General features: G+C 63.3%; 16 protein-coding genes. 9 read left to right on the forward strand and 7 right to left on the reverse strand.

Features of this window, described 5'->3' with window-relative positions; genetic code table 11:
• Window positions 1-3 precede the first annotated feature (3 nt).
• A complete protein-coding gene (locus ACFWAD_RS24260; protein WP_378548518.1) occupies window positions 4-573 on the reverse strand; it encodes a hypothetical protein in 570 nt (189 codons plus the stop codon).
• A 222-nt stretch (window positions 574-795) separates the two neighbouring features.
• Here ACFWAD_RS24260 and ACFWAD_RS24265 point away from each other — a divergent pair, with 222 nt between their 5' ends.
• Complete coding sequence (locus tag ACFWAD_RS24265) at window positions 796-2,370, forward strand: AMP-binding protein (protein ID WP_378548575.1); 1,575 nt, start codon at window positions 796-798, stop codon at window positions 2,368-2,370.
• Between the two features lie 24 nt (window positions 2,371-2,394).
• On the opposite strand, the gene ACFWAD_RS24270 is transcribed toward ACFWAD_RS24265, so the two are convergent.
• Both ACFWAD_RS24270 and ACFWAD_RS24275 read right to left on the reverse strand, forming a co-directional pair.
• Window positions 2,395-3,078, reverse strand: a complete 684-nt coding sequence (locus ACFWAD_RS24270; protein WP_378548521.1) for a response regulator — start codon at window positions 3,076-3,078, stop codon at window positions 2,395-2,397.
• Window positions 3,075-4,727: an ATP-binding protein gene (locus ACFWAD_RS24275; RefSeq protein WP_378548524.1), complete on the reverse strand. Its 1,653-nt coding sequence runs from the start codon at window positions 4,725-4,727 to the stop codon at window positions 3,075-3,077. Before ACFWAD_RS24275 ends, ACFWAD_RS24270 begins: the two co-directional genes overlap by 4 nt.
• Before the next feature lie 157 nt (window positions 4,728-4,884).
• Between ACFWAD_RS24275 and ACFWAD_RS24280 the strand changes: the two genes are divergently transcribed.
• On the forward strand, window positions 4,885-5,892 hold the full coding sequence (locus tag ACFWAD_RS24280; protein WP_378548527.1) for a Bug family tripartite tricarboxylate transporter substrate binding protein: 1,008 nt from the start codon (window positions 4,885-4,887) through the stop codon (window positions 5,890-5,892).
• A 93-nt stretch (window positions 5,893-5,985) separates the two neighbouring features.
• Window positions 5,986-7,371, forward strand: coding sequence for a CitMHS family transporter (locus ACFWAD_RS24285; protein WP_378536079.1), 1,386 nt, complete (start codon window positions 5,986-5,988; stop codon window positions 7,369-7,371).
• Between the two features lie 6 nt (window positions 7,372-7,377).
• Here the strand turns inward: ACFWAD_RS24285 and ACFWAD_RS24290 are convergent, their stop codons facing one another.
• Window positions 7,378-8,565 carry a nitric oxide synthase oxygenase gene (locus tag ACFWAD_RS24290; RefSeq protein WP_378548530.1) on the reverse strand — a complete coding sequence of 396 codons (1,188 nt, stop codon included), beginning with the start codon at window positions 8,563-8,565 and terminating at the stop codon, window positions 7,378-7,380.
• A 235-nt stretch (window positions 8,566-8,800) separates the two neighbouring features.
• Between ACFWAD_RS24290 and ACFWAD_RS24295 the strand changes: the two genes are divergently transcribed.
• Window positions 8,801-9,961: a globin domain-containing protein gene (locus ACFWAD_RS24295; protein WP_378548533.1), complete on the forward strand. Its 1,161-nt coding sequence runs from the start codon at window positions 8,801-8,803 to the stop codon at window positions 9,959-9,961.
• Between the two features lie 3 nt (window positions 9,962-9,964).
• Here the strand turns inward: ACFWAD_RS24295 and ACFWAD_RS24300 are convergent, their stop codons facing one another.
• Together ACFWAD_RS24300 and ACFWAD_RS24305 are read right to left on the reverse strand one after the other, a co-directional pair.
• On the reverse strand, window positions 9,965-10,711 hold the full coding sequence (locus ACFWAD_RS24300) for an FAD-binding oxidoreductase (protein ID WP_050656278.1): 747 nt from the start codon (window positions 10,709-10,711) through the stop codon (window positions 9,965-9,967).
• A gap of 16 nt (window positions 10,712-10,727) precedes the next feature.
• Entirely contained in the window at window positions 10,728-11,906 is a 1,179-nt protein-coding gene (locus ACFWAD_RS24305) for an FAD-binding oxidoreductase (RefSeq protein ID WP_378548536.1), read from the reverse strand.
• Window positions 11,907-12,106: 200 nt separating this feature from the next.
• Here ACFWAD_RS24305 and clpB point away from each other — a divergent pair, with 200 nt between their 5' ends.
• The 5 genes from clpB (at window position 12,107) to pyrE (ending at window position 18,272) form a co-directional block, all read left to right on the forward strand.
• Window positions 12,107-14,659 (forward strand): ATP-dependent chaperone ClpB, encoded by a 2,553-nt coding sequence (gene clpB, locus ACFWAD_RS24310; RefSeq protein WP_230816327.1) that lies wholly within the window; start codon window positions 12,107-12,109, stop codon window positions 14,657-14,659.
• Window positions 14,660-14,831: 172 nt separating this feature from the next.
• Entirely contained in the window at window positions 14,832-15,770 is a 939-nt protein-coding gene (locus ACFWAD_RS24315) for a hypothetical protein (RefSeq protein ID WP_378548539.1), read from the forward strand.
• 86 nt (window positions 15,771-15,856) lie between these two features.
• A complete protein-coding gene (locus tag ACFWAD_RS24320) occupies window positions 15,857-16,744 on the forward strand; it encodes a hypothetical protein (RefSeq protein WP_378548577.1) in 888 nt (295 codons plus the stop codon).
• A 47-nt stretch (window positions 16,745-16,791) separates the two neighbouring features.
• A complete protein-coding gene (locus ACFWAD_RS24325; RefSeq protein ID WP_378448534.1) occupies window positions 16,792-17,592 on the forward strand; it encodes an SDR family NAD(P)-dependent oxidoreductase in 801 nt (266 codons plus the stop codon).
• A gap of 146 nt (window positions 17,593-17,738) precedes the next feature.
• Window positions 17,739-18,272, forward strand: a complete 534-nt coding sequence (pyrE, locus tag ACFWAD_RS24330) for an orotate phosphoribosyltransferase (protein ID WP_003944385.1) — start codon at window positions 17,739-17,741, stop codon at window positions 18,270-18,272.
• 51 nt (window positions 18,273-18,323) lie between these two features.
• Here the strand turns inward: pyrE and ACFWAD_RS24335 are convergent, their stop codons facing one another.
• Window positions 18,324-19,580, reverse strand: a complete 1,257-nt coding sequence (locus ACFWAD_RS24335) for an MFS transporter (protein WP_378536091.1) — start codon at window positions 19,578-19,580, stop codon at window positions 18,324-18,326.
• Window positions 19,581-19,587: the final 7 nt, after the last annotated feature.

Consider the following 19,587-nt stretch of genomic DNA (forward strand, 5'->3'; position numbering starts at 1 on the left):
GATTCAGCTCGCGAGAGTCGCCGCATTGTCGATCGCGTAAGTCGCCCAGGCGCGGGCGGTGACGACCCCGGCGGAATCGGTGGCGACCAGAGCTACGTCGGTGACGCTCTCGTGGTCCTTCTCGTACGTGGCGAGCACCGTCACGGAGCAGTTCAGATCTGTTCCTACGGAGGTCGAGGTGCAGCGTCCGCGGAACCGGCGAAGCGACGCGGAGCCGTAACGCCGAGCGGCAAAATCGGCAAGCGCAGCAACGGAATCGGTTCCGGCGCCCGCTGTCGGGGCTTCCCGGACGAAAACCGCCGGGGCTTCACGGACGAAGACCTCGGCCACCAGATGCCCGGTCTGATCGTGGTATTCGGTGATCCGCTCGAGCGTCGAACCCAGCGACCTCACGGATCCGGTGAGCAGCGCGCCGGGGTCGGGGCGTCCGAAGAACACGACGTCCTGCTCGACGACGGACCCGTCGGGTGCGGAGCGCACGGTTCCGTACAACGAGTCGAAATCGGACAGGAGCGTGGTGGCAGCACGGGGAGCAGTTGCCGTGAAGTGGGCGGTACCGAGGTTGGTAGTCATGACACTCTCCGTTGGACGCGACCGAGACACGGTCGTCTCGGTGGGTACATCGACGCTAACCACCGCTCTGGCGGGTGACGACGGGCTTCCCGCTGATCGGGAGCATTCTCGGATTCGATCGAAGAGGTGGAACCTGTTCCAGTTTTGTGCAATTCTGGATATCGTATCCGTGACCGGGAGCACATCTCGATGACTGCACGCGCCGAGCAGAAGGAAGACCAGATGACAGACGAGTTCGCTGACCTGCACCGACCGGTTTACGGTCCGGACCTGCTCATCACCGCTCTGGAACGCAATCACGACAAGCCCGCGCTGTACCTCGGCGACGTGATCCTCACCGGCGGTCAGATGCGCGATCAGATCAGCTGCTTCGCCCAGGCGCTCGCGTCACTGGGAATCACTCAGGGCACCAGCACCGCAATGCTGTCGAAGAACCGCCCCGAGGTCCTGATCAGCATGGGCGCGACCATGATCACCGGGTGCCGGGCAAGTGCCCTGAACCCGATGGGATCGCTCGACGATCACAAGTACATCGTCGACGACGCCGAGATCGAGACCCTCATCTTCGATCCCAACGCCTTCGAGGAGCGTGCCGCCGAGTTGAAGGCGTCGTCGCCTTCGTTGACCAACGTGCTCTCGATGGGGCCGTCCGAGGTGGGAATCGACATCCTCGCGCTGGCTGCCACGTTCGAGCCCGCGCCGCTGAAGGCTGCGCACGTCGACGCCGAAGACGCCAGCAGCATGGTCTACACCGGTGGAACGACCGGCAAGCCCAAAGGTGTTGTGGGGTCCTTCCGTTCGGGTGCGGCGCTCAATCAGATCCAGATGTCGGAGTGGCAGTGGCCCGAGGACAACCGCTTCCTCATCTGCACGCCCCTCTCTCACGCGGGTGCAGCGTTCTTCATCCCGACTTTGCTGCGCGGCGGCGCGTTGATCGTCCTGCCCGCCTTCGAACCAGGCGCGGTGCTCGAGGCGATCGAGAAGCACAAGATCACGGCAACCATGCTGGTGCCCACCATGATCTACATGCTCATGGATCACCCGGATCTGCCCAAGCGTGACGTCTCGAGTTTGCAGACGCTGTTCTACGGAGCGTCCGCGATGTCTCCGGCGAGGTTGCAGGAGGGCATCAAGAAGTTCGGTCAGATCTTCTTCCAGTTCTACGGTCAGACCGAGTGCGGCATGACTATTTCGGTGCTGCGCAAGGAAGAACACCTCGCCGACGATCCGGCCCGCCTCGCCACGTGTGGGCGTCCGGTGCCGTGGCTCGACGTCCGGTTGCTCGACGACGACCTCAACGAGGTGCCGCAGGGAGAACTCGGTGAGATCTGCGTGCGCGGTCCGCTGATCATGAAGGGGTACTGGAAGAAGCCGGCCGAGACTGCCGAGGCGTTCCGTGGTGGTTGGCTGCACACCGGCGACATCGCGCGTAAGGACAAGGACGGGTTTATGTCGATCGTCGATCGCAAGAAAGACATGATCGTGACCGGTGGTTTCAACGTGTTCCCGCGCGAAATCGAGGACGTGATCTCGGCGCACCCGTCCGTCGCATCGGTTGCGGTAGTCGGTGTGCCCGACGACAAGTGGGGCGAAGCCGTCAAGGCGTGCGTGGTGCTCCGTGCCGGACTGAGCGTCGACACCGAGGAACTGGTCGAGAAGGTGAAGGCAGCCAAGGGTTCGGTTCACGCGCCCAAGAGCATCGACTTCGTGGATTCCCTTCCGCTGACGCCGCTGGGCAAGTTGGACAAGAAGGCACTGCGCGCGAGGTACTGGGAGACCAGCGCCCGCGCGGTCTAGCAACCAGCGTCGTGTAGCGCAGGTTCAGCGTTTCCAGACGTATCGACGCTCCGGGCGGCCCACCACTCCGTATTTCAGCGAGGTGGTGGATCGCCCGGTTTCGTACAGGTACTCGAGGTAGCGCCTCGCGCTCGCCCGCGAGATGCCGACTCTCTCGGAAATGTCTGTAGCCGAGGCGGGTTCGGTTTCGTCACGCAGTGCTGTCTCGACCAGCTGAAGGGTCTCGGGACTGAGTCCTTTCGGTAGACCCTTGAGGGACGATGCCGCGGTCGCGCCACCGGCCACGCCGAAAGCCTCGTCCACCGCTCGCTGTTCAGCTTCTCCGATGCTGTCGAGGTTCGCGTACGTCGATCGGTACCGCTCGAGACGCTCACGTAGAACCTCGAACGTGAATGGCTTCATCAGGTAATGCACGACGCCGCTGCGCAGTGCCTTCTTGACCGAGCCCGCCTCGCGTTCACTTGTGATGACAAGAACATCCAACTCCGGTGCCAGCTCGCGAAACGGGGCGATCAGATCGAGTCCGGTGGTGCCGGGCAGGTGGACGTCGAGAAGAACCAGGTCGGGTTGCAACTCACCGACTGCGGTCAGGGCGGCCTCGGCCGAATGGGCAACGCCGCACACTTCGAAACCGTCTATCCGCGAGACGAATCCGCTGTGCACCTTCGCCACCATGAAGTCGTCGTCGACCACCAGTACCCGGATCATGCGCCCTCTCCGTCGTGCAGGACTGCCGTGAAGACAGTCCACTCGATGCTTTCTGCCGAACGAGTGCTCACGGTGACATCGCCGCCTCGCCGACGACACGTCAGGCGTACCAGCGCCAAGCCGAAACCGTGTCCGTCACTCGATTGTCCCTTGGTGCTCCAACCCTGGCCGAACACCCTGTCGCGATTCTCCGACGCGATACCGGGGCCGGCGTCTTCCACCCGCACTTCGACGGCGGTGCCACGGTCGCGAATCGACAGCCGAACCTTGCGACGCGAGGCTTCCGGCATCTCACCGACGGCGTCGACGGCATTGTCGACGAGGTTTCCGACCACCGTCACGAGATCTCGTCCGAGTCTGCGGTCCACCGTCTCCAGATGCGTGTCCGGCGCCAGCTCGACCGTGACCAACCCCTGTGCAGCGGCGCCTATCTTGGCGATCACGAGTGCGGCGGTGCCGACGTCGGCGATCTTCTCGGTCACGGTCGCACTGACCTGCGCGCGCTCCATGGTCAGACCCTCGACGTAGCCGACCACCTCGTCGTATTCGCCGAGTTGGATGAGGCCGGAGATGGTGTGCAGTTGATTGTCGAACTCGTGGATGTGAGCGCGTAGTGCGTCGGTGCTGGTTTTGGTCACGTCGAGTTCTTCTTCCACGGAACGCAATTCGGTGCGGTCGCGGAAAGTGGTGACCGAACCGATGGTGCGGCCCTTCGATTCGATCAAGACGGTGTTGAGGACAAGTAGTCGATCACCGACAAGAACCAACTGATCGGATTCGGTTGTGCCGGAAGTCAGTACACTCTGGAGGCGGTCGTCGAGACCGAGGTCCCGCACCGATCTACCGGCGCTGCCGCGTGGGATGTCGAGGAGTTGGTGGGCACTGTCGCTCATCAGCACCACTTTTCCCTGTGCGTCGAATGCGATGACGCCTTCCTTGAGGCCGCGCAGCATTGCTTCACGTTGGCGAACCAGGTCCAGGATCTCGCCGGCTTCCATGCCGAGGGTCTGCCGTTTTACCCTGCGGGCCAACAGGATCGACCCGACGCCGCCGAGAAGGGAGGCCACCGCGAGGTACACCAGGAGATTCGGCGCAGACTGCCCTAGCCGCGTCCAAATCGAGGGGTACTCGATGCCGACGATCGCGGTTCCGGTAATCGCTCCTTCGCTGCCGAGAATCGGAACGTGCGCCTCCACGGCCTTGCCGGAGGGGGTGTCGACCAAACCCGTCCATGACCGATCCTGGGTCTGACGTGCGTCGATGCCGACATCGCCGGGACGCGTCGAAATCACGACACCACCGTCGGCGTCGGCAAGCGAGACGTAGGTGACGCCCGAGATGGCGCGCACCGAGTCGACCGAACCTTGTAGTCCGGAGCGGAGGCGGGTCTGAGCCTGGGGGAGCAGTTCGCGTACCGCCGGATTGGCGGCGAGCGATTCCGCTGCCGAGAGTGCGCGGCGTCCTTCCTCGCGTTGGAAACTCGCGGACGACTGCGCGAGGGAGAGGGCAGTGACGCACACGAGAACCGCGACGACGATCAGAAGTTGCAGTTCGAGAAGTTGTGTCGCCAGAGTGTGCCGGCGCCGACGCAGTCGCGCACGCAGAGGCAACTTGCGCTCTCGCTCCGCCTGCTCGTTTCCTGAGGACACCAGCCAGACCCTAGCCCTCAGTTCGATGCCGGGAAAGCGGCCGTTCGTGAGCACAATGAGCACAAATCAATTTGCTTTCCCAATGGTGACCCCAGTCACAAAGTGCGTCAGTATGAAACCTGTTCACACATCGGTACCGGCAGACAAGGACAAGGCCATGAGCGCATCGAAGCGGCTGAGCAGGCGTATCGCCCTGCTCGGTGCCTGCGCGATGACTCTCGTGCTCTCGACCGGATGTACTCCGCTCGAGTCCTTTCTTGCCGGTGGCCGAGCGGGTGAGAGTTCCGAAGAACTGCGCGTACTGGTGCCCTCGGTGGCCGGTGGTGGTTACGACCTGACTGCCCGGACCATGGTGCAGGCACTTGCCGACGAAGGAACCGTCGACGCCGACGTCGTTGTGTTGCCCGGATCGGGCGGCATCGTCGGACTCAACCGGTTGGCTCTCGAACGCGGAAACCCCGACCTTCTCATGGTCATGGGACTCGGAGTTCTCGGTTCGCTCGAGATACTGCCATCCGAGCACACACTTGCCGACGTGACGCCGATCGCGAGACTGGTCGAAGAACCGGAAGCGCTACTGGTTCCAGCAGATTCACCGTACAAAACTCTCGCCGATCTGACGCAGGCGTGGGTGGCGGATCCGTCGTCGATCTCGATCGGCGGTGGTTCGAGTGAAGGTGGACCGGACGGGTTGTTCCGCCTTCTGTTCGCCCGCGCGGTTGGTGTCGATCCGTCGCGCTCCCCGTACCGCATCTACGACGGCGGCGGAGAACTGCTTCCCGCACTGCTCACGAGGCAGGTCGACGTCGCTGCTACGGGTATCGGTGAGTACCTCGATCAGATTGCGGCAGGCACGGTTCGGGTCCTTGCGGTCAGCTCGCCCGCCCGCACCCCGGCGGTGGATGCGCCCACGATGGCGGAGTCTGGCGTCGACGTCACGTTCACCAATTGGCGCGGGCTCATGGCGCCGCCGGGGCTGACGGACGATCAGCGTCAGCACTTGCAGAATTTGGTAGGGGATCTGGCGGCAAGCCCGCGGTGGAACGAGCTGTCTCGCCGAAACGGTTGGAACAGTGCAGTTCTCACCGAACCCGAGTTCTCCGCATTCCTCACCGATCAATCCCGGTTTGTCGACGCAACACTCGATCCGCCCGGCATCAACTAAGCACAACCGAAGTTTCGTTTCACCTCAACGAAGGTCACCGGCTCGATTTGCCGTGCCGTTTTTCTCGGCAATTCAGCACAAAAGGAGTTCATCATGCTCGTCACACTCGGCTTCCTCATGGTTGCGGTGTTCATGTTCCTGATCCTCACCAAACGCGCGACCCCGGTGGTGGGACTGACTCTGGTTCCGGTGGCCTTCGGACTACTTGCCGGGGCCGGCCTCGGAATCGGCGACATGATCACCGACGGCATCAAGTCGCTCGCACCCACCGCGGCGCTGTTGTTCTTCGCGATCATCTTCTTCGGAATCATGATCGACGTCGGACTCTTCGATCCGCTGGTCAAGCTCATCCTGCGGATGGTGCGTGACGATCCGATGCGGCTCGTGGTCGGAACCGCAGTGCTCGCGATGGTTGTCTCCCTGGACGGCGACGGTTCGACGACCTTCATCATCGTGACCTCCGCGATGCTCCCGCTCTACCTCAAACTCGGCGTCAGTCCCGTCGTCCTGACGGTGATCGCCGGCCTGTCGAACGCGACGATGAACATCATTCCGTGGGGTGGCCCGACCGTCCGGGCCGCGAGCGCGCTGGGACTCTCACCTTCCGACGTCTTCGTCCCGATGGTGCCGTCGTTGATCGTCGGACTGATCATGGTGCTCGGGTTCGCCATTCACCTCGGGATCATGGAGCGCCGAAGGATCGGGACTTTGGTCCTGACTTCTGAGCGCATCCTCGAAAAGGTCGGAAACGGTGGAAGTTCCAGCACCGGAAGCGCCGGCACCGGCGGCTCGAACGAGCCCGAAGACGACGGCGGCGACACCGGACGCTTCATCGACGGACTTGCCCCCGGGCGTGACACCCTGCGGCCGAAGCTGCTCTGGTTCAACGCAGCGCTGACGACGATCCTTCTCGTTGTGCTCGTGATGGACATCCTGCCCATTCCGGTCCTCTTCATGATCGCGTCGTCGATCGCCCTCGCGGTCAACTTCCCGGCGGTCAAGGATCAGGGTGAAGCAATCGCACGCCATTCGTCGAGCATCGTCTCGGTGGTCGCGATGGTGCTGGCAGCAGCCGTGCTGACCGGCGTTTTCCAGGGAACCGGCATGGTCGAAGCCATGGCCGAGTGGCTTCTGCAGGTCATTCCCGACGCGATGGGCCCGCACCTCGCCGTCATCACGGGCGTCCTGAGCATTCCGCTCACGTTCTTCATGACCAACGACGCGTTCTACTTCGGTGTGCTCCCGGTGCTGTCCGAGACGGCAGCGCAGTACGGCATCGAGCCGGTGGAAATGGCACGTGCGTCGATCACCGGGCAGGCAGTGCACATGCAGAGCCCGCTGGTCCCGGCGATCCTGCTCCTGGTCACACTCGCCGGTGTTTCACTGGCGGATCACCACAAGAAGGTCCTGTGGCGAGCCGGTCTGATCTCGATCACGATGCTCGTGGTCGGCGTCGGATTGGGGCAGATCCCCTTCTGAGCGCGATCAGTTGTGGAAGGGGCACCGGCCTTGGTCGGTGCCCTTCTTCTTTTTTGTCACGAAGTTGGGCCGGATGTCGAGATCGGGCTCGTCGTATAGGCGGTGGAACGTCGGCGTGAGCGAACTGGACATGGGCGGGTTCACCCATGACCAGTCGGTGGGGCACTTGCGCCCGGCCTTGTCCTCACGCGCGATGTGATCGATGAATTGCTTTGCGACAGTGTGGTGATCGACCATGATGACGCCGGCCTTGCGGTAGCTGTGAATAACTGCGCGGTTCAGTTCGACCAGTGCGCGGTCCTTCCAGAGCGTGCGGTCGTGGCTCATGTCGAGCTCCATCATCGCTCCGATGGTGGGCAACATGTTGTAGCGATCGCCGTCGCTGAAGTTACGGGCTCCGACCTCGGTGCTGACGTACCAACCGCTGAACGGCGTGCAGGGATACACGATTCCGCCGATGTCGAGGTTCATGTCCGCGACCGCAGGGACGGCATGCCATTTAAGCCCCAGATCAGCGAACCAGCTGTATTCGGGATGCTCGATCTCGACCTCGAGAACGAGGTCGGCCGGGACGTCGAAGTACTGCAGGGGTTCGTCGGGAACCGAAATCAGTACGGGGAGAACGTCGAACGGCGTACCGGCGCCTTTCCATCCCATCGCGGTGACCTGAGCGGTCAGATCGACGTGCCACGGGTCGCCGAGGATGGTGCCGTCAGGCTGCCGGTAGCCGGCGTAGCGGATCAGTTGCGGGCTGAGAATGCGGTACTCCTGACCGTCCTCGCGGGGGAGCGGCCCGACCGTCACGACCGACTGCAGAGCGCCGCCGTTGGTCGACATACGCAGGTGCTCCCAGCATGCTTCTGCGAGAGCGGAAGCCGTGACGGCATCGCGCGCGTCGATGAGTTTGAGGGTCCGCCAATGCGCGCGACCGACACACCTGGCGTGGTTTCGCCAGGCGAGTTTGGCGCCGACGAGCAATTCCTCCGCTGTGTGCGTGTAGGTACCGGTCCGATGGAGCTCACGCAGGGCTTCGCGCCGCCGAGACGTCGGGAGGTGGCCCAGTTCCGGAGAGTCGAAAAATTCGACGCACTCGAGTTCCCGACGTTGAAGCTCGGTCAGCGTCGGGGTAGTGGAGGCGATCTGGGACGTAAGCCCGCTATCGGTGGGCAATTCGTCCTGTCGAACAAAATCCACGGCACGACTCCTGTTTGGCTGGTTGAGATTTCGCTGAACGTTAGCTCGGCGATCGAGAGTGTCGAAGCTCTTGTTTATCTTGCACGCAAGAATAAGAAAGGGACGGTCACACCGCGAAATGGGGTCGCATTGTGACACTTGTCCAGAATGATTTACGAGTCAGACATTTGTGACATAAGCTGCAGACGAAATTCCGCGGCGGGTCTTGCCGCGTCTAGTCGGGACGAGGATGAGCGTGGATTCGCAAGCAATTTCTCTGGTCCGGTCGAGCTTCAAATCCGTCGCTGCGGTAGAAGATGGTCCGGAACGGCTCGCCCGTACCTTTTATTCGATTCTGTTCGCTCGATCGCCCGAAACCCGTGAGTTTTTTCCGGCAGCGATGGATGTGCAGCGGGATCGGCTCGTCAGCGCTATCGCTCACGTCGTCGAACGTCTCGACGAGTCCGACGCGATACTCGAGTACCTCGCGCAGCTCGGCCGCGATCACCGTAAGTACGGAGTCACCGACGAGCACTACACGGCTGTCGGTAATGCCTTGATCGAAGCGCTCGAGACGTTCGGCGGTGCCGAACTGTGGACAGACGAGGTCGACAGCGCGTGGCGCAACGCGCTCGCGATCATCTCGGCAGCGATGATGGACGCCGCCAACGCCGAGGACGGTCCGCCCGCCTGGAGTGCCACCGTCATCGAATGCCGCCCGGTCATCAAGGGCGTCGCCGTCGTGCGGCTGCAACTCGACCAGACTATGGAGTACCGCGCCGGTCAGTACGTCAGCGTGCAGGTCGCCGCGAGGCCGCGGATGTGGCGCTACCTCTCACCGGCCACGCCGTACGACGGAACCGGAATCCTCGAGTTCCACATCCGTCAGGTCACCGGCGGTTGGGTCAGCCCGGCGATGGTCAACCAGACCGCTGTCGGCGATACCTGGGTGGTCGGCTCGCCGATCGGTGCTCTCGGGATTCCGGAGAACTCCAAAGATCTGCTGATGATCGCGTCGGGAACCGGTGTCGCACCTCTTCGCGCGCAGATACTCGAGCTGATCCGACGCGGAAACACGCGCAAGGTTCATCTGTTCTATTCCGGTCAGAATCCGTGCGATCTCTACGACCTTCCACACCTGTGGAAGTTGGCCGAGAAGCACCCGTGGCTCACGATCGTCCCCGTCTCCGAAGAGGACGAGAATCCGTGGTGGCACACCGAAGCGGAGCCACTCCCGCCGATCGGCATGAAGCGGCGCATCGTCGGCAAGGTCGGCAAGGTCGTGACCTCGTTCGGGGACTGGGCGGGCTACGACATCCAGGTCGTCGGCAGCGAATCCATGGTCAACAGCACCAAATTCAGGCTTCGCGCAGTGGGCATCGACGTCGACACCGTTCGCAATGATCCGACGTACTGATCGTCAGTACGGGTCGAACTGAATGACGTCGGCCGGGGTGCCGGCCTCGATCAACCGATCACGCGTCGATCGAACCATGGCCGCGGATCCGCACACCAAGACCTGATGTTCGGTGAACGCGCCGTACGACGCGACAACGTCGGCGAGCGTTCCCTCGATGAGATGATCGTCGCCGAATCCGATGTCGACGTTCAACCGGTCGAACCATCCGTCGGGCGGGCCGCCGTCTGAGAGATCTTCGACGACGGGAATCGGCTGCAACCACGGAAACTGGTCGGCCAGCAGCCACAGCATGTCCGCTGCGTAGAGATCACGAAGCGTTCGGCCGCCGAAGAAGAGGTACACCTGCGGCGGGTTCGGGGTCTGAGCCAGATCGAGAATGATCGAGCGCAGTGGGGCCAAACCGGTTCCGCCCGCGACCATGATGACGGTGGGGCCGTTCTCGTCGACCGACAGATTGCCGCGCGGGTCGAGTATCTGCCAGACGTCACCGGGTTGGGTGTCCTTGACTATCGAACCGCTGACCCAACCGCCGGGAACCGTCTTGACGTGAAACTCCAACTTCCCGTCGTGTGAGGGAGGCAGGGCGGGGGAGAGCCGGCGGAGCAACCGCGAATTCTGCGGAACGCTGACGTCGACGTACTGGCCGGGGCGGAACGGGACGACGTCGCCGACCAGGCGGACAACCGCCAGATCCTCACGGAGACGGTGATGTTCGACGACTGTGCTCGACCAGGTTCGCTGGGCCATGAAAGTTCTCCTGTAGTCAGTAGAGCGGGTCGTGCCGGATCTGGTCGAGCGGAGTTCCGCCGGCGCGCAAGGCGTAGACGGTCGTCTTGATCATCGACGGTGACCCCGAGATCTGGACCTGGCGGTCGGCCCACGAGCCGAACTGCGAAACCACTTTTCCGATTGGTCCGATCAGTCGGCTGTGCATTCCGAAGGGGGGTTCGAGTACCGGTCCGTTGTGCCACCAAGGGTTTTCGGGTTCTTCGGATACCGGTACGACGGTCAACCACGGGTTGCTGAGCGAGATGTGCCAGAGCGTTTCGAGGTCGTAGAGGTCGCACGGATACCGTCCGCCGACGAACAGGTGCACGCGCGGATTGTTCGCGCGCTGAGACATTTCCATCACCTGGGCTCGCAGTGGGGCGATGCCGGTGCCGGAGCCGATCATGAGAACGTCGCGGTCGCTGGTGAAGTCGACCTCCAAGCCGCCGAGGGGAGTGGACATGACCCAGCGGTCACCGACATTGGTTTCACCGACGATCGCCGGGCTGACCCATCCTCCCGACACCTTGCGGATGTGGAACTCGAGCTGACCGAAAGGGTTGGTCGGAATCGCCGGCGAGTAGTACCGCCACATCTTCGGGCGTTGGGGAATCTGAACGCCGAGGTATTGCCCCGCCCCGTACGGAATGGGTGGGTCGGCTTCGAGACGCACTATCGCCAGATCGTCGAGCACTCGTTCGTGGCTGACCACGGTTCCACCCCAGAGTGCCGGGGACGTATCGGATTCGGCGCCGTCGGCCATCGTGCTGACGATGAGGTCGGTGAACTGAGACCAGGCGTCCTCCAGTTCCGGTGTCCACTTGTAGCGACTGTGCGCGCTGGTTCCGTACATCGACCGAACCGCGCGCTCGAGTGCAACACCGGCAGCCTCGTAGTGCTCACGCTCGACGCCGTAGCGGCGATGATCGCGGCCGAGTTGGGTGAGGAACTTCCGGATCCGACGATGCTGGGGGAGGTTCTTGACGACGAACTCGATCGCTCTGAAGAAACGGTGCCCCTGCGATTCCATCCCGGCCGGGAACAATGAGCGGTACAGAGGATGTTCCGCAAAGAGGCCGGTGTAGAACACGGCCGAGAAGTGCGCACGGCTCTCTTCGTCGTCGGTCAGAGAATCGAGGCTGGATTGCAGACGGGCAATCACTGTCGGATCCAATCCATCCCCCTTTCACACCAGCTGCAACTCTCGCCACAATTCTAGTACGGCTGAAAATGTGACCTACGAAACCAACTCGGCCTGGCGAAAACAAACTTGAGCGGAATAGACTCAAGTTTGTCCGCGTTGAGCATATTGACACAGTCGCAATACCAACCGGTCGCGGCTCTTCCCGTTCGACTTCGCCAGAAAGGTGACAAGTGGACTCGTTCACACCAACAACCAAGACCCAGGCTGCGATGACGGCTGCACTGCAGTCGGCGTCGTCGGCGGGTAACCCCGATATCCGGCCTGCCCATCTGCTGGTCGCATTGCTCGACCAGACCGACGGCATCGCTGCCCCACTACTCAAAGCTGTAGGCGTCGACCCCACCGTCGTACACCGAGAAGCGCAGGCAATCGTCGATCGCCTGCCCAAGACAACCGGCGCAAGCTCCACTCCGCAACTCGGGCGTGAGGCACTCGCGGCACTGACCGCTGCTCAGCACCTCGCCACCGAGATGGACGACGAGTACGTCTCCACCGAGCACGTCCTCTACGGGCTGGCCGGCGGCGACTCCGACGTCGCACAGTTGCTCGTACGCCACGGCGCCACCCAGGACGCACTGCGTGAAGCCTTCACCACCGTCCGTGGCAGCGCCCGCGTCACCAGCCCGGAGCCCGAAGGCACCTACCAAGCGCTGGAAAAGTACTCGACCGACCTCACCGAAGCCGCACGAAGCGGCAAGCTCGACCCGGTGATCGGTCGCGACACCGAGATTCGTCGTGTCGTGCAGGTGCTCTCGCGTCGTACCAAGAACAACCCGGTACTCATCGGTGAGCCCGGCGTCGGCAAGACCGCGATCGTCGAGGGCCTGGCCCAACGCATCGTCGCGGGTGACGTCCCGGAATCGCTGCGAGGCAAGACCGTCGTGTCCCTGGACCTCGGGTCCATGGTCGCGGGCGCCAAGTTCCGCGGTGAATTCGAGGAGCGCCTCAAGGCTGTCCTCGACGACATCAAGAACAGCGCCGGACAGGTCATCACCTTCATCGACGAGCTGCACACCATCGTCGGCGCCGGTGCCACCGGTGAATCCGCGATGGACGCAGGCAACATGATCAAGCCGATGCTCGCCCGCGGTGAGCTGCGGCTGGTCGGTGCCACCACGCTCGAGGAATACCGCAAGTACATCGAGAAGGACGCCGCACTCGAGCGTCGCTTCCAGCAGGTGCTCGTCGGTGAGCCCTCGGTCGAGGACACCATCGGCATCCTGCGCGGCCTCAAGGAGCGCTACGAGGTGCACCACGGCGTGCGCATCACCGACTCCGCGTTGGTGGCTGCTGCCGCGCTGTCGGACCGCTACATCACGTCGCGGTTCCTGCCGGACAAGGCCATCGACCTCGTGGACGAAGCCGCATCGCGACTTCGCATGGAGATCGACTCGCGACCCGTCGAGATCGACGAGGTGGAACGCACTGTTCGCCGACTCGAAATCGAAGAAGTGGCACTCGAGAAGGAAACCGACGACGCGTCCAAGGCACGGCTCGAGAAGCTGCGTCAGGAACTCGCCGACGACCGCGAAAAGCTCAATCAGCTCAGCACCCGCTGGCAGAACGAAAAGCAAGCCATCGACTCGGTGCGCGTGCTGAAGGAACAGCTCGAAACCCTGCGAGGGGAGTCCGAACGCGCTGAGCGTGACGGCGATCTGGGCAAGGCAGCCGAGTTGCGCTACGGCCGCATCCCGGCGCTCGAGAAGGAACTGGAAGAGGCAGCAGCCGCTTCCGGAGCTGCCTCAGACGGTGACGTGATGCTCAAGGAAGAGGTCGGGCCCGACGACGTCGCAGACGTGGTCGCAGCCTGGACCGGAATCCCCGCCGGCCGGATGATGGAAGGCGAGACCGAGAAGCTGCTCCGCATGGAGTCCGAACTCGGCAAGCGGGTAGTCGGGCAGACCGACGCCGTCGTCGCCGTCTCGGATGCGGTCCGCCGCGCCCGAGCAGGTGTCGCCGACCCCAATCGGCCGACCGGTTCCTTCCTGTTCCTCGGCCCGACCGGCGTCGGTAAGACGGAGCTCGCCAAAGCCTTGGCGGACTTCCTCTTCGACGACGAGCGCGCGATGATCCGCATCGACATGAGCGAATACGGTGAGAAGCACTCGGTGGCCCGACTCGTCGGTGCCCCTCCGGGATACGTCGGCTACGAAGCCGGTGGCCAGCTCACCGAAGCAGTTCGGCGACGCCCGTACTCGGTGGTCCTCTTCGACGAGGTCGAGAAGGCACACCCCGACGTGTTCGACGTCCTGCTCGCAGTGCTCGACGAAGGCCGACTCACCGACGGTCAAGGCCGCACGGTGGACTTCCGCAACACCATCCTGATCCTGACCTCCAACCTGGGATCCGGTGGAACACGTGAGCAGGTCATGGACGCGGTACGCCACGCGTTCAAGCCCGAGTTCATCAACCGTCTCGACGACGTCGTTGTCTTCGACTCGCTCTCCGAAGAGCAGTTGGAGCACATCGTCGACATCCAGCTCGAGCAGTTGCAGAAGCGTCTGGCTGCGCGTCGTCTCACCCTCGAGGTGAACGGTGCGGCCCGGATGTGGCTAGCCGTGCGCGGCTACGACCCGCTGTACGGCGCTCGGCCTCTGCGTCGACTCGTTCAGCAGTCGATCGGCGACCAGCTCGCCAAGCTGCTCCTGGCCGGCAAGGTCCAGGACGGCGACACCGTGCATGTCGGTGTCAGCGAGGACGCGGATCAGTTGGTTCTCTCCTGATCGGTTCTGCCTCGATTCGGTAAGCGGAATGCCCCGTCGATCCAAGTGGATCGGCGGGGCATTCGCTTTTTGTTCTACCCTGGATGGCTGGATGCTCGAACTGGGGAAGTCTGCACCCGCGCCTCTCCGAACGACTTCGACGCTCTTTCGTCCTAACCGAAGGTGGCCAGGCATGACCGATCAGAACGATCCGCGTAATTCGGGTGGGCCGCGCCGTGAGGATTCCGAGGCGACCGAGGTGTGGGGGCGTACGCCCGACCAGCCCACGGAGCAATACGGGACGGTGTCCGGCCCGTCGAATCCGAACCAGCCGACGGAGTATTTCGGTCAACCGCCAGGGGCACAGCAGTACCCCTACGGTGGTCCGGATCAGAACACGGAGTACTTGGGTCAGCAGGGTCAGCAGCCGAATCCCACTCAAGCCTTTCCCGCTTACAACCCGCAGTTCGATCCGCAGGCCCCGCCACCCGGTGCGACGCAGGCTTATCCGCCTTACACGGCCCAGCAGTACGGGAACACGCAGCAGTACGGAAATACACAGCAGTACCCGGTTGCCGGTGGTGGCGGCGGGGTTCCGCCGGAACAGCCGTTCATCGAAGACGGGTCGCCTGGAGGCGGCAAGAAGCGCAAGCTCGGGACGTGGGTGGCCGCCGGCGTGGTCGGGATCCTCGTCGCCGTGATCGCGATCATCGCGTTCTCGGCGTTCGGTTCGAACGACAAGGGCACCCAGACCGCTTTCGTCCCCCCGACCACCACGACGCAGGCACCGACCACCACACCGCCGAAGGCGAGCACAACTGCGCCGACTCCGACGACGGATTCCCCGCTCAGCCAGCTTCCGGGCGGGCTCGGCGAAGTGATCGGTGACGCCGGGGGAGCCGTCGGCACCGTGAAGTCGAACGACGGCGGCACGTTGATCATCGATTCGATCGGCGGCTCGCAGGTGACGGTCCTGACAACCTCGGACACCACGCTCATCGCGCTCAACCGCGCGACCATCGCCGATCTGCAACCGGGAGACAACATCGTCGTCGACGGAACTCCGGTGGAGAACGGCACGATGACCGCGAACACGATTCTGAGTACGTCGTTGCCGAAGTTCGGCAACTGAGTCGTTCACGACACATCGGGCGAGTCCACCAGGGTGTCGCGGGAGGTTGAGGCCGTGAGTCGCTACCCTGGAGGGTGATGACTGGAATGTGGTTCGGACTGGCAGTAATTGCACTCGCAGGCGCGGGTGCGCTTCTGTACGTCGACAGGACGAGGCGAGATCAATCGGGGCGAGTGCGCCAGATCTGGGCAAAGGCGCAGGGCTACACGTACACGGCCACTGATGATCAGCTGGCAGGCGAATGGCACCGCGCGGTCATGGCCAAGCAGGACTACCTGACTGCCACCGACGTCGTCCGAGGCCGCCGTCGCGGAGAGCAGTTCGTGCTGTTCGACCTGGAAGAGACCGCAACCATCGTGGCCGTTCGCCGCGAGATCGGGTCGGACGTCGACATCGATCTTCGGTTGAAGTCGACGGCTCCGCCCAAGGACGGCGACCTGAACCTGCTGGGTGCGATCGGTTCCCGGGTGGTTTTTGCAACGGACCTCGAGATTGCTCGTCGCGTCTGTGATCAGCGCATGGTGGCGTTCACCGAATCGGTTCCGCCGTCGATCAGCATGCTGTGGAGCGAAGGGCAGTGGACGCTCGGTTCGCTCCCGGTGACCAGCAACGGCCGGGATTGGGACGCTGCAATCGAGTCGGTTGCGCGCCTGTCCGGCATTTTGCACGTACTGCCCCCGGTCACGGATCCCAACGAACTCGAGGTCGATCACGATCCGAGCCGCCCGCGGCCGGGCGTCGAGAAGTCTCGCCCCACTCCGGATCCGGTAGAGCAGCCCCGTACGCGTCAGGAGCAGCCGCCTCGTGAAGCTGCGCCGCGTGAATTTTCGCCGCGTGAGTCTGCATCGCGTGAGTCCGGACCGCGTGAATCTGCGCCACGTCAGGACCAATCGCTGCGCAAGCCCGAGGCGGCTGACAAGCCGGCTCAGCGTCCGGCGTCGCAGCGCTCGGGCACAATCCGTCCGGTCGACTGACCTTTTAGGGTTCCCGTCCAGTAGCAATAACCACTAGCGTGGCCGGTATGTCGACTTCCCACTCGGATCGCCCTGTGCGTCCCGTTGCTCTGGTGACCGGACCTACTTCTGGTCTCGGCGCCGGTTTCGCCAAGAAATACGCCTCCCTCGGATACGACCTGGTTCTCGTCGCACGTGACGAGGTCAGATTGCACGACCTCGCGTCCGAGTTGAAGACGATGTTCGGCACCGAGTCGGAGATTCTGGTTGCCGATCTCGCATCGGAGGCCGGACGCGACACGGTCGCGCTGCGTCTGGAGAAGGGCGTCGAGGTGTTGGTGAACAACGCCGGATTCGGTACCTCCGGCGAGTTCTGGACCGCAGATCCGGCGCTTCTTCAGTCGCAACTCGATGTCAACGTCACCGCCGTGATGCGGCTGACTCGCGCGGCGCTGCCCAGCATGATTGCGTCGGCGCACGGAACGATTGTCAATGTGGCGAGCGTCGCGGGCCTGCTGTCCGGGCGCGGTTCGACGTATTCGGCAAGCAAGGCATATGTCATTTCGTTCACCGAGGGACTGTCCGGCGGGTTGGCCGGAACGGGAGTGCGTGTGCAGGCGCTGTGCCCCGGCTTCATCCGCACCGAGTTCCACGAGCGTGCGGGTATCGAGATGTCCACGATCCCCAAGCCGATGTGGCTGAGCGTCGACCAGGTGGTTGCGGCGTCGATGAAGGATCTCGGTGATGACAAGGTCATCAGCATTCCGGGAATCCAGTACAAGGTCCTCACGACGGCCGGGCGTCTGGTTCCCAAGGGACTGGTTCGCCGGATGACCAACATCGTCGGCAGAGGCCGAGGGCGAACGTAGCCCAGAGGATGAAGCCGAACGTAGCCCAGAGGATGAAGCCGAACGTAGCCCAGAGGATGAAGCCGAACGTAGCCCAGAGGATGAAGCCGAACGTAGCCCAGAGGCAGAAGCTGAACATAAGGCAGTGGTCGGTAGGCTGAGCACTCATGAGCGATCGTGAGGATTTGGCTGCGCTGGTGCGCGAATTGGCTGTTGTACACGGGAAGGTGACGTTGTCCTCGGGTAAGGAAGCCGATTACTACGTCGACCTTCGCCGCGCGACACTCCACCACAAGGCAGCGCCGCTGATCGGCTCGCTGCTGCGTGAACTGGTCGCGGACTGGGATTTCGACGCCGTCGGCGGTTTGACGATGGGCGCCGATCCGGTTGCGATGGCGGTGATGCATGCTCCCGGACGCCCGATCGACGCGTTTGTCGTCCGGAAAGCTGCCAAGGCGCACGGGATGCAGCGTCAGATCGAGGGCCCGGACATCGTCGGCAAGCGCGTCCTGGTGGTCGAGGACACGACTACGACGGGCAACTCGCCGTTGACGGCAGTGAAGGCGCTGCGCGAGGCAGGGGCCACCGTGGTCGGAGTTGCGACGGTCGTCGATCGTGCGACGGGTGCGGACGCGGTGATCGGTGCCGAGGGCGTCGAGTACCGCTCGCTGTTGGGCCTGGAAGATCTGAACCTGAGCTGACGCCCGTGAGTGGTTAAGGAGTCCCTGCACTCCCCAACCACTCACAGGGGGTCAGTCGCCGACGGTTACGGCGAGTGCTTCGTCGACGCTGTGCGGCGCGGGATCGTGGTCGTCGACGTGAGCGAGGACTTTGCGTCCGCTCGACAGGACGAACACGGCGGCGAGGGTGAGAACCGCGCCGACCCAGAACGGCATGTGGACATTGGATTCGCCGAGCTTGCCGGCTACCCACGGGGCTGCGGCTCCGCCGACGAATCGAACGAAACTGTAAGCGGCCGAGGCAGTCGACCGTTCCACGGGAGCCGAGATCATGACGGTCTCGGTGATGAGTGTGTTGTTCACGCCGAGGAACAATCCGGCGAGGACGACGCCCACGATCAGAACGATCTTGTTCTCGGTGAAGAGAGCCATCATGCCCAGGTCGAGTGCGAACAGTGTCAGTGCCAGCATCATCATCGGCAGTGTGCCGAAGCGACGTTGCAGGCGTGGGGCGAGGAAGACCGACGAGATCGCCAGCATCAGACCCCAGCCGAAGAAGATGAATCCGATCGCGTACGCCCCCATGTCGAGGGGGAACGGTGTGTACGCGAGCAGGGTGAAGAATCCGTAGTTGTAGAGCAGCGCGGTGATGGCGACGGTGAGTAGTCCGCGGTGTCGCAGCGCCTGGAAGGGCGCGGCGATCGACGTGTGGTGTTCTGGCTTGGGTGCGCTGGGAAGCATCACGACGATGAGAATGAAGGCAACCGCCATCAGGGCCGCGACGCCGAAGAACGGTGCGCGCCAGCTGATGTCGCCGAGAACCCCGCCGACCAACGGTCCGACCGCGATACCGATTCCCAATGCAGCCTCGTAGAGGATGATCGCACGTGCGACACCGCCACTGGCCGCGCCGACGATGGCCGCGAGTGCCGTTGCGATGAAGAGCGCATTGCCGAGTCCCCATCCTGCACGGAATCCGACGATCTGCCCGATGGTGCTGGAAGCGCCTGCAAGAGAGGCGAACACGATGATGATTGCGAGGCCTACGAGGAGCGTCTTCTTGGCGCCGATGCGGCTCGAGACCACACCGGTGATGAGCATCGCGACGCCGGTGACGAGCATGTAGCTGGTGAACAGGAGTGAAACCTGGGACGGTGTGGCGTCGAGTTGTTCACCGATCGGCTTGAGGATCGGGTCGACCAGACCGATGCCCATGAAGGCGATGACGCTGGCAAAGGCTACCGCCCACACAGCTTTCGGTTGCTTGAGGAGGCTCGGCGGAGCCTCGTTCTGGTGCGTTGATGTCGCGGTCGTGTTGCTCACGGCCACCTCCTTT

It is taken from the genome of Rhodococcus sp. NPDC059969 (assembly GCF_042738325.1).
Classification (GTDB): Bacteria; Actinomycetota; Actinomycetes; order Mycobacteriales; family Mycobacteriaceae; genus Rhodococcus_F.

Excerpts from the sequence above, each read along its gene's own strand:
- pyrE (WP_003944385.1), top strand. The coding sequence starts at position 17,739 with ATGAGCGATCGTGAGGATTTGGCTGCGCTGGTGCGCGAATTGGCTGTT.
- ACFWAD_RS24265 (WP_378548575.1), top strand. The coding sequence starts at position 796 with ATGACAGACGAGTTCGCTGACCTGCACCGACCGGTTTACGGTCCGGAC.
- ACFWAD_RS24260 (WP_378548518.1), bottom strand. The coding sequence starts at position 573 with ATGACTACCAACCTCGGTACCGCCCACTTCACGGCAACTGCTCCCCGT.
- ACFWAD_RS24320 (WP_378548577.1), top strand. The coding sequence starts at position 15,857 with ATGTGGTTCGGACTGGCAGTAATTGCACTCGCAGGCGCGGGTGCGCTT.
- ACFWAD_RS24325 (WP_378448534.1), top strand. The coding sequence starts at position 16,792 with ATGTCGACTTCCCACTCGGATCGCCCTGTGCGTCCCGTTGCTCTGGTG.
- ACFWAD_RS24300 (WP_050656278.1), bottom strand. The coding sequence starts at position 10,711 with ATGGCCCAGCGAACCTGGTCGAGCACAGTCGTCGAACATCACCGTCTC.
- ACFWAD_RS24270 (WP_378548521.1), bottom strand. The coding sequence starts at position 3,078 with ATGATCCGGGTACTGGTGGTCGACGACGACTTCATGGTGGCGAAGGTG.
- ACFWAD_RS24285 (WP_378536079.1), top strand. The coding sequence starts at position 5,986 with ATGCTCGTCACACTCGGCTTCCTCATGGTTGCGGTGTTCATGTTCCTG.
- ACFWAD_RS24315 (WP_378548539.1), top strand. The coding sequence starts at position 14,832 with ATGACCGATCAGAACGATCCGCGTAATTCGGGTGGGCCGCGCCGTGAG.
- ACFWAD_RS24280 (WP_378548527.1), top strand. The coding sequence starts at position 4,885 with ATGAGCGCATCGAAGCGGCTGAGCAGGCGTATCGCCCTGCTCGGTGCC.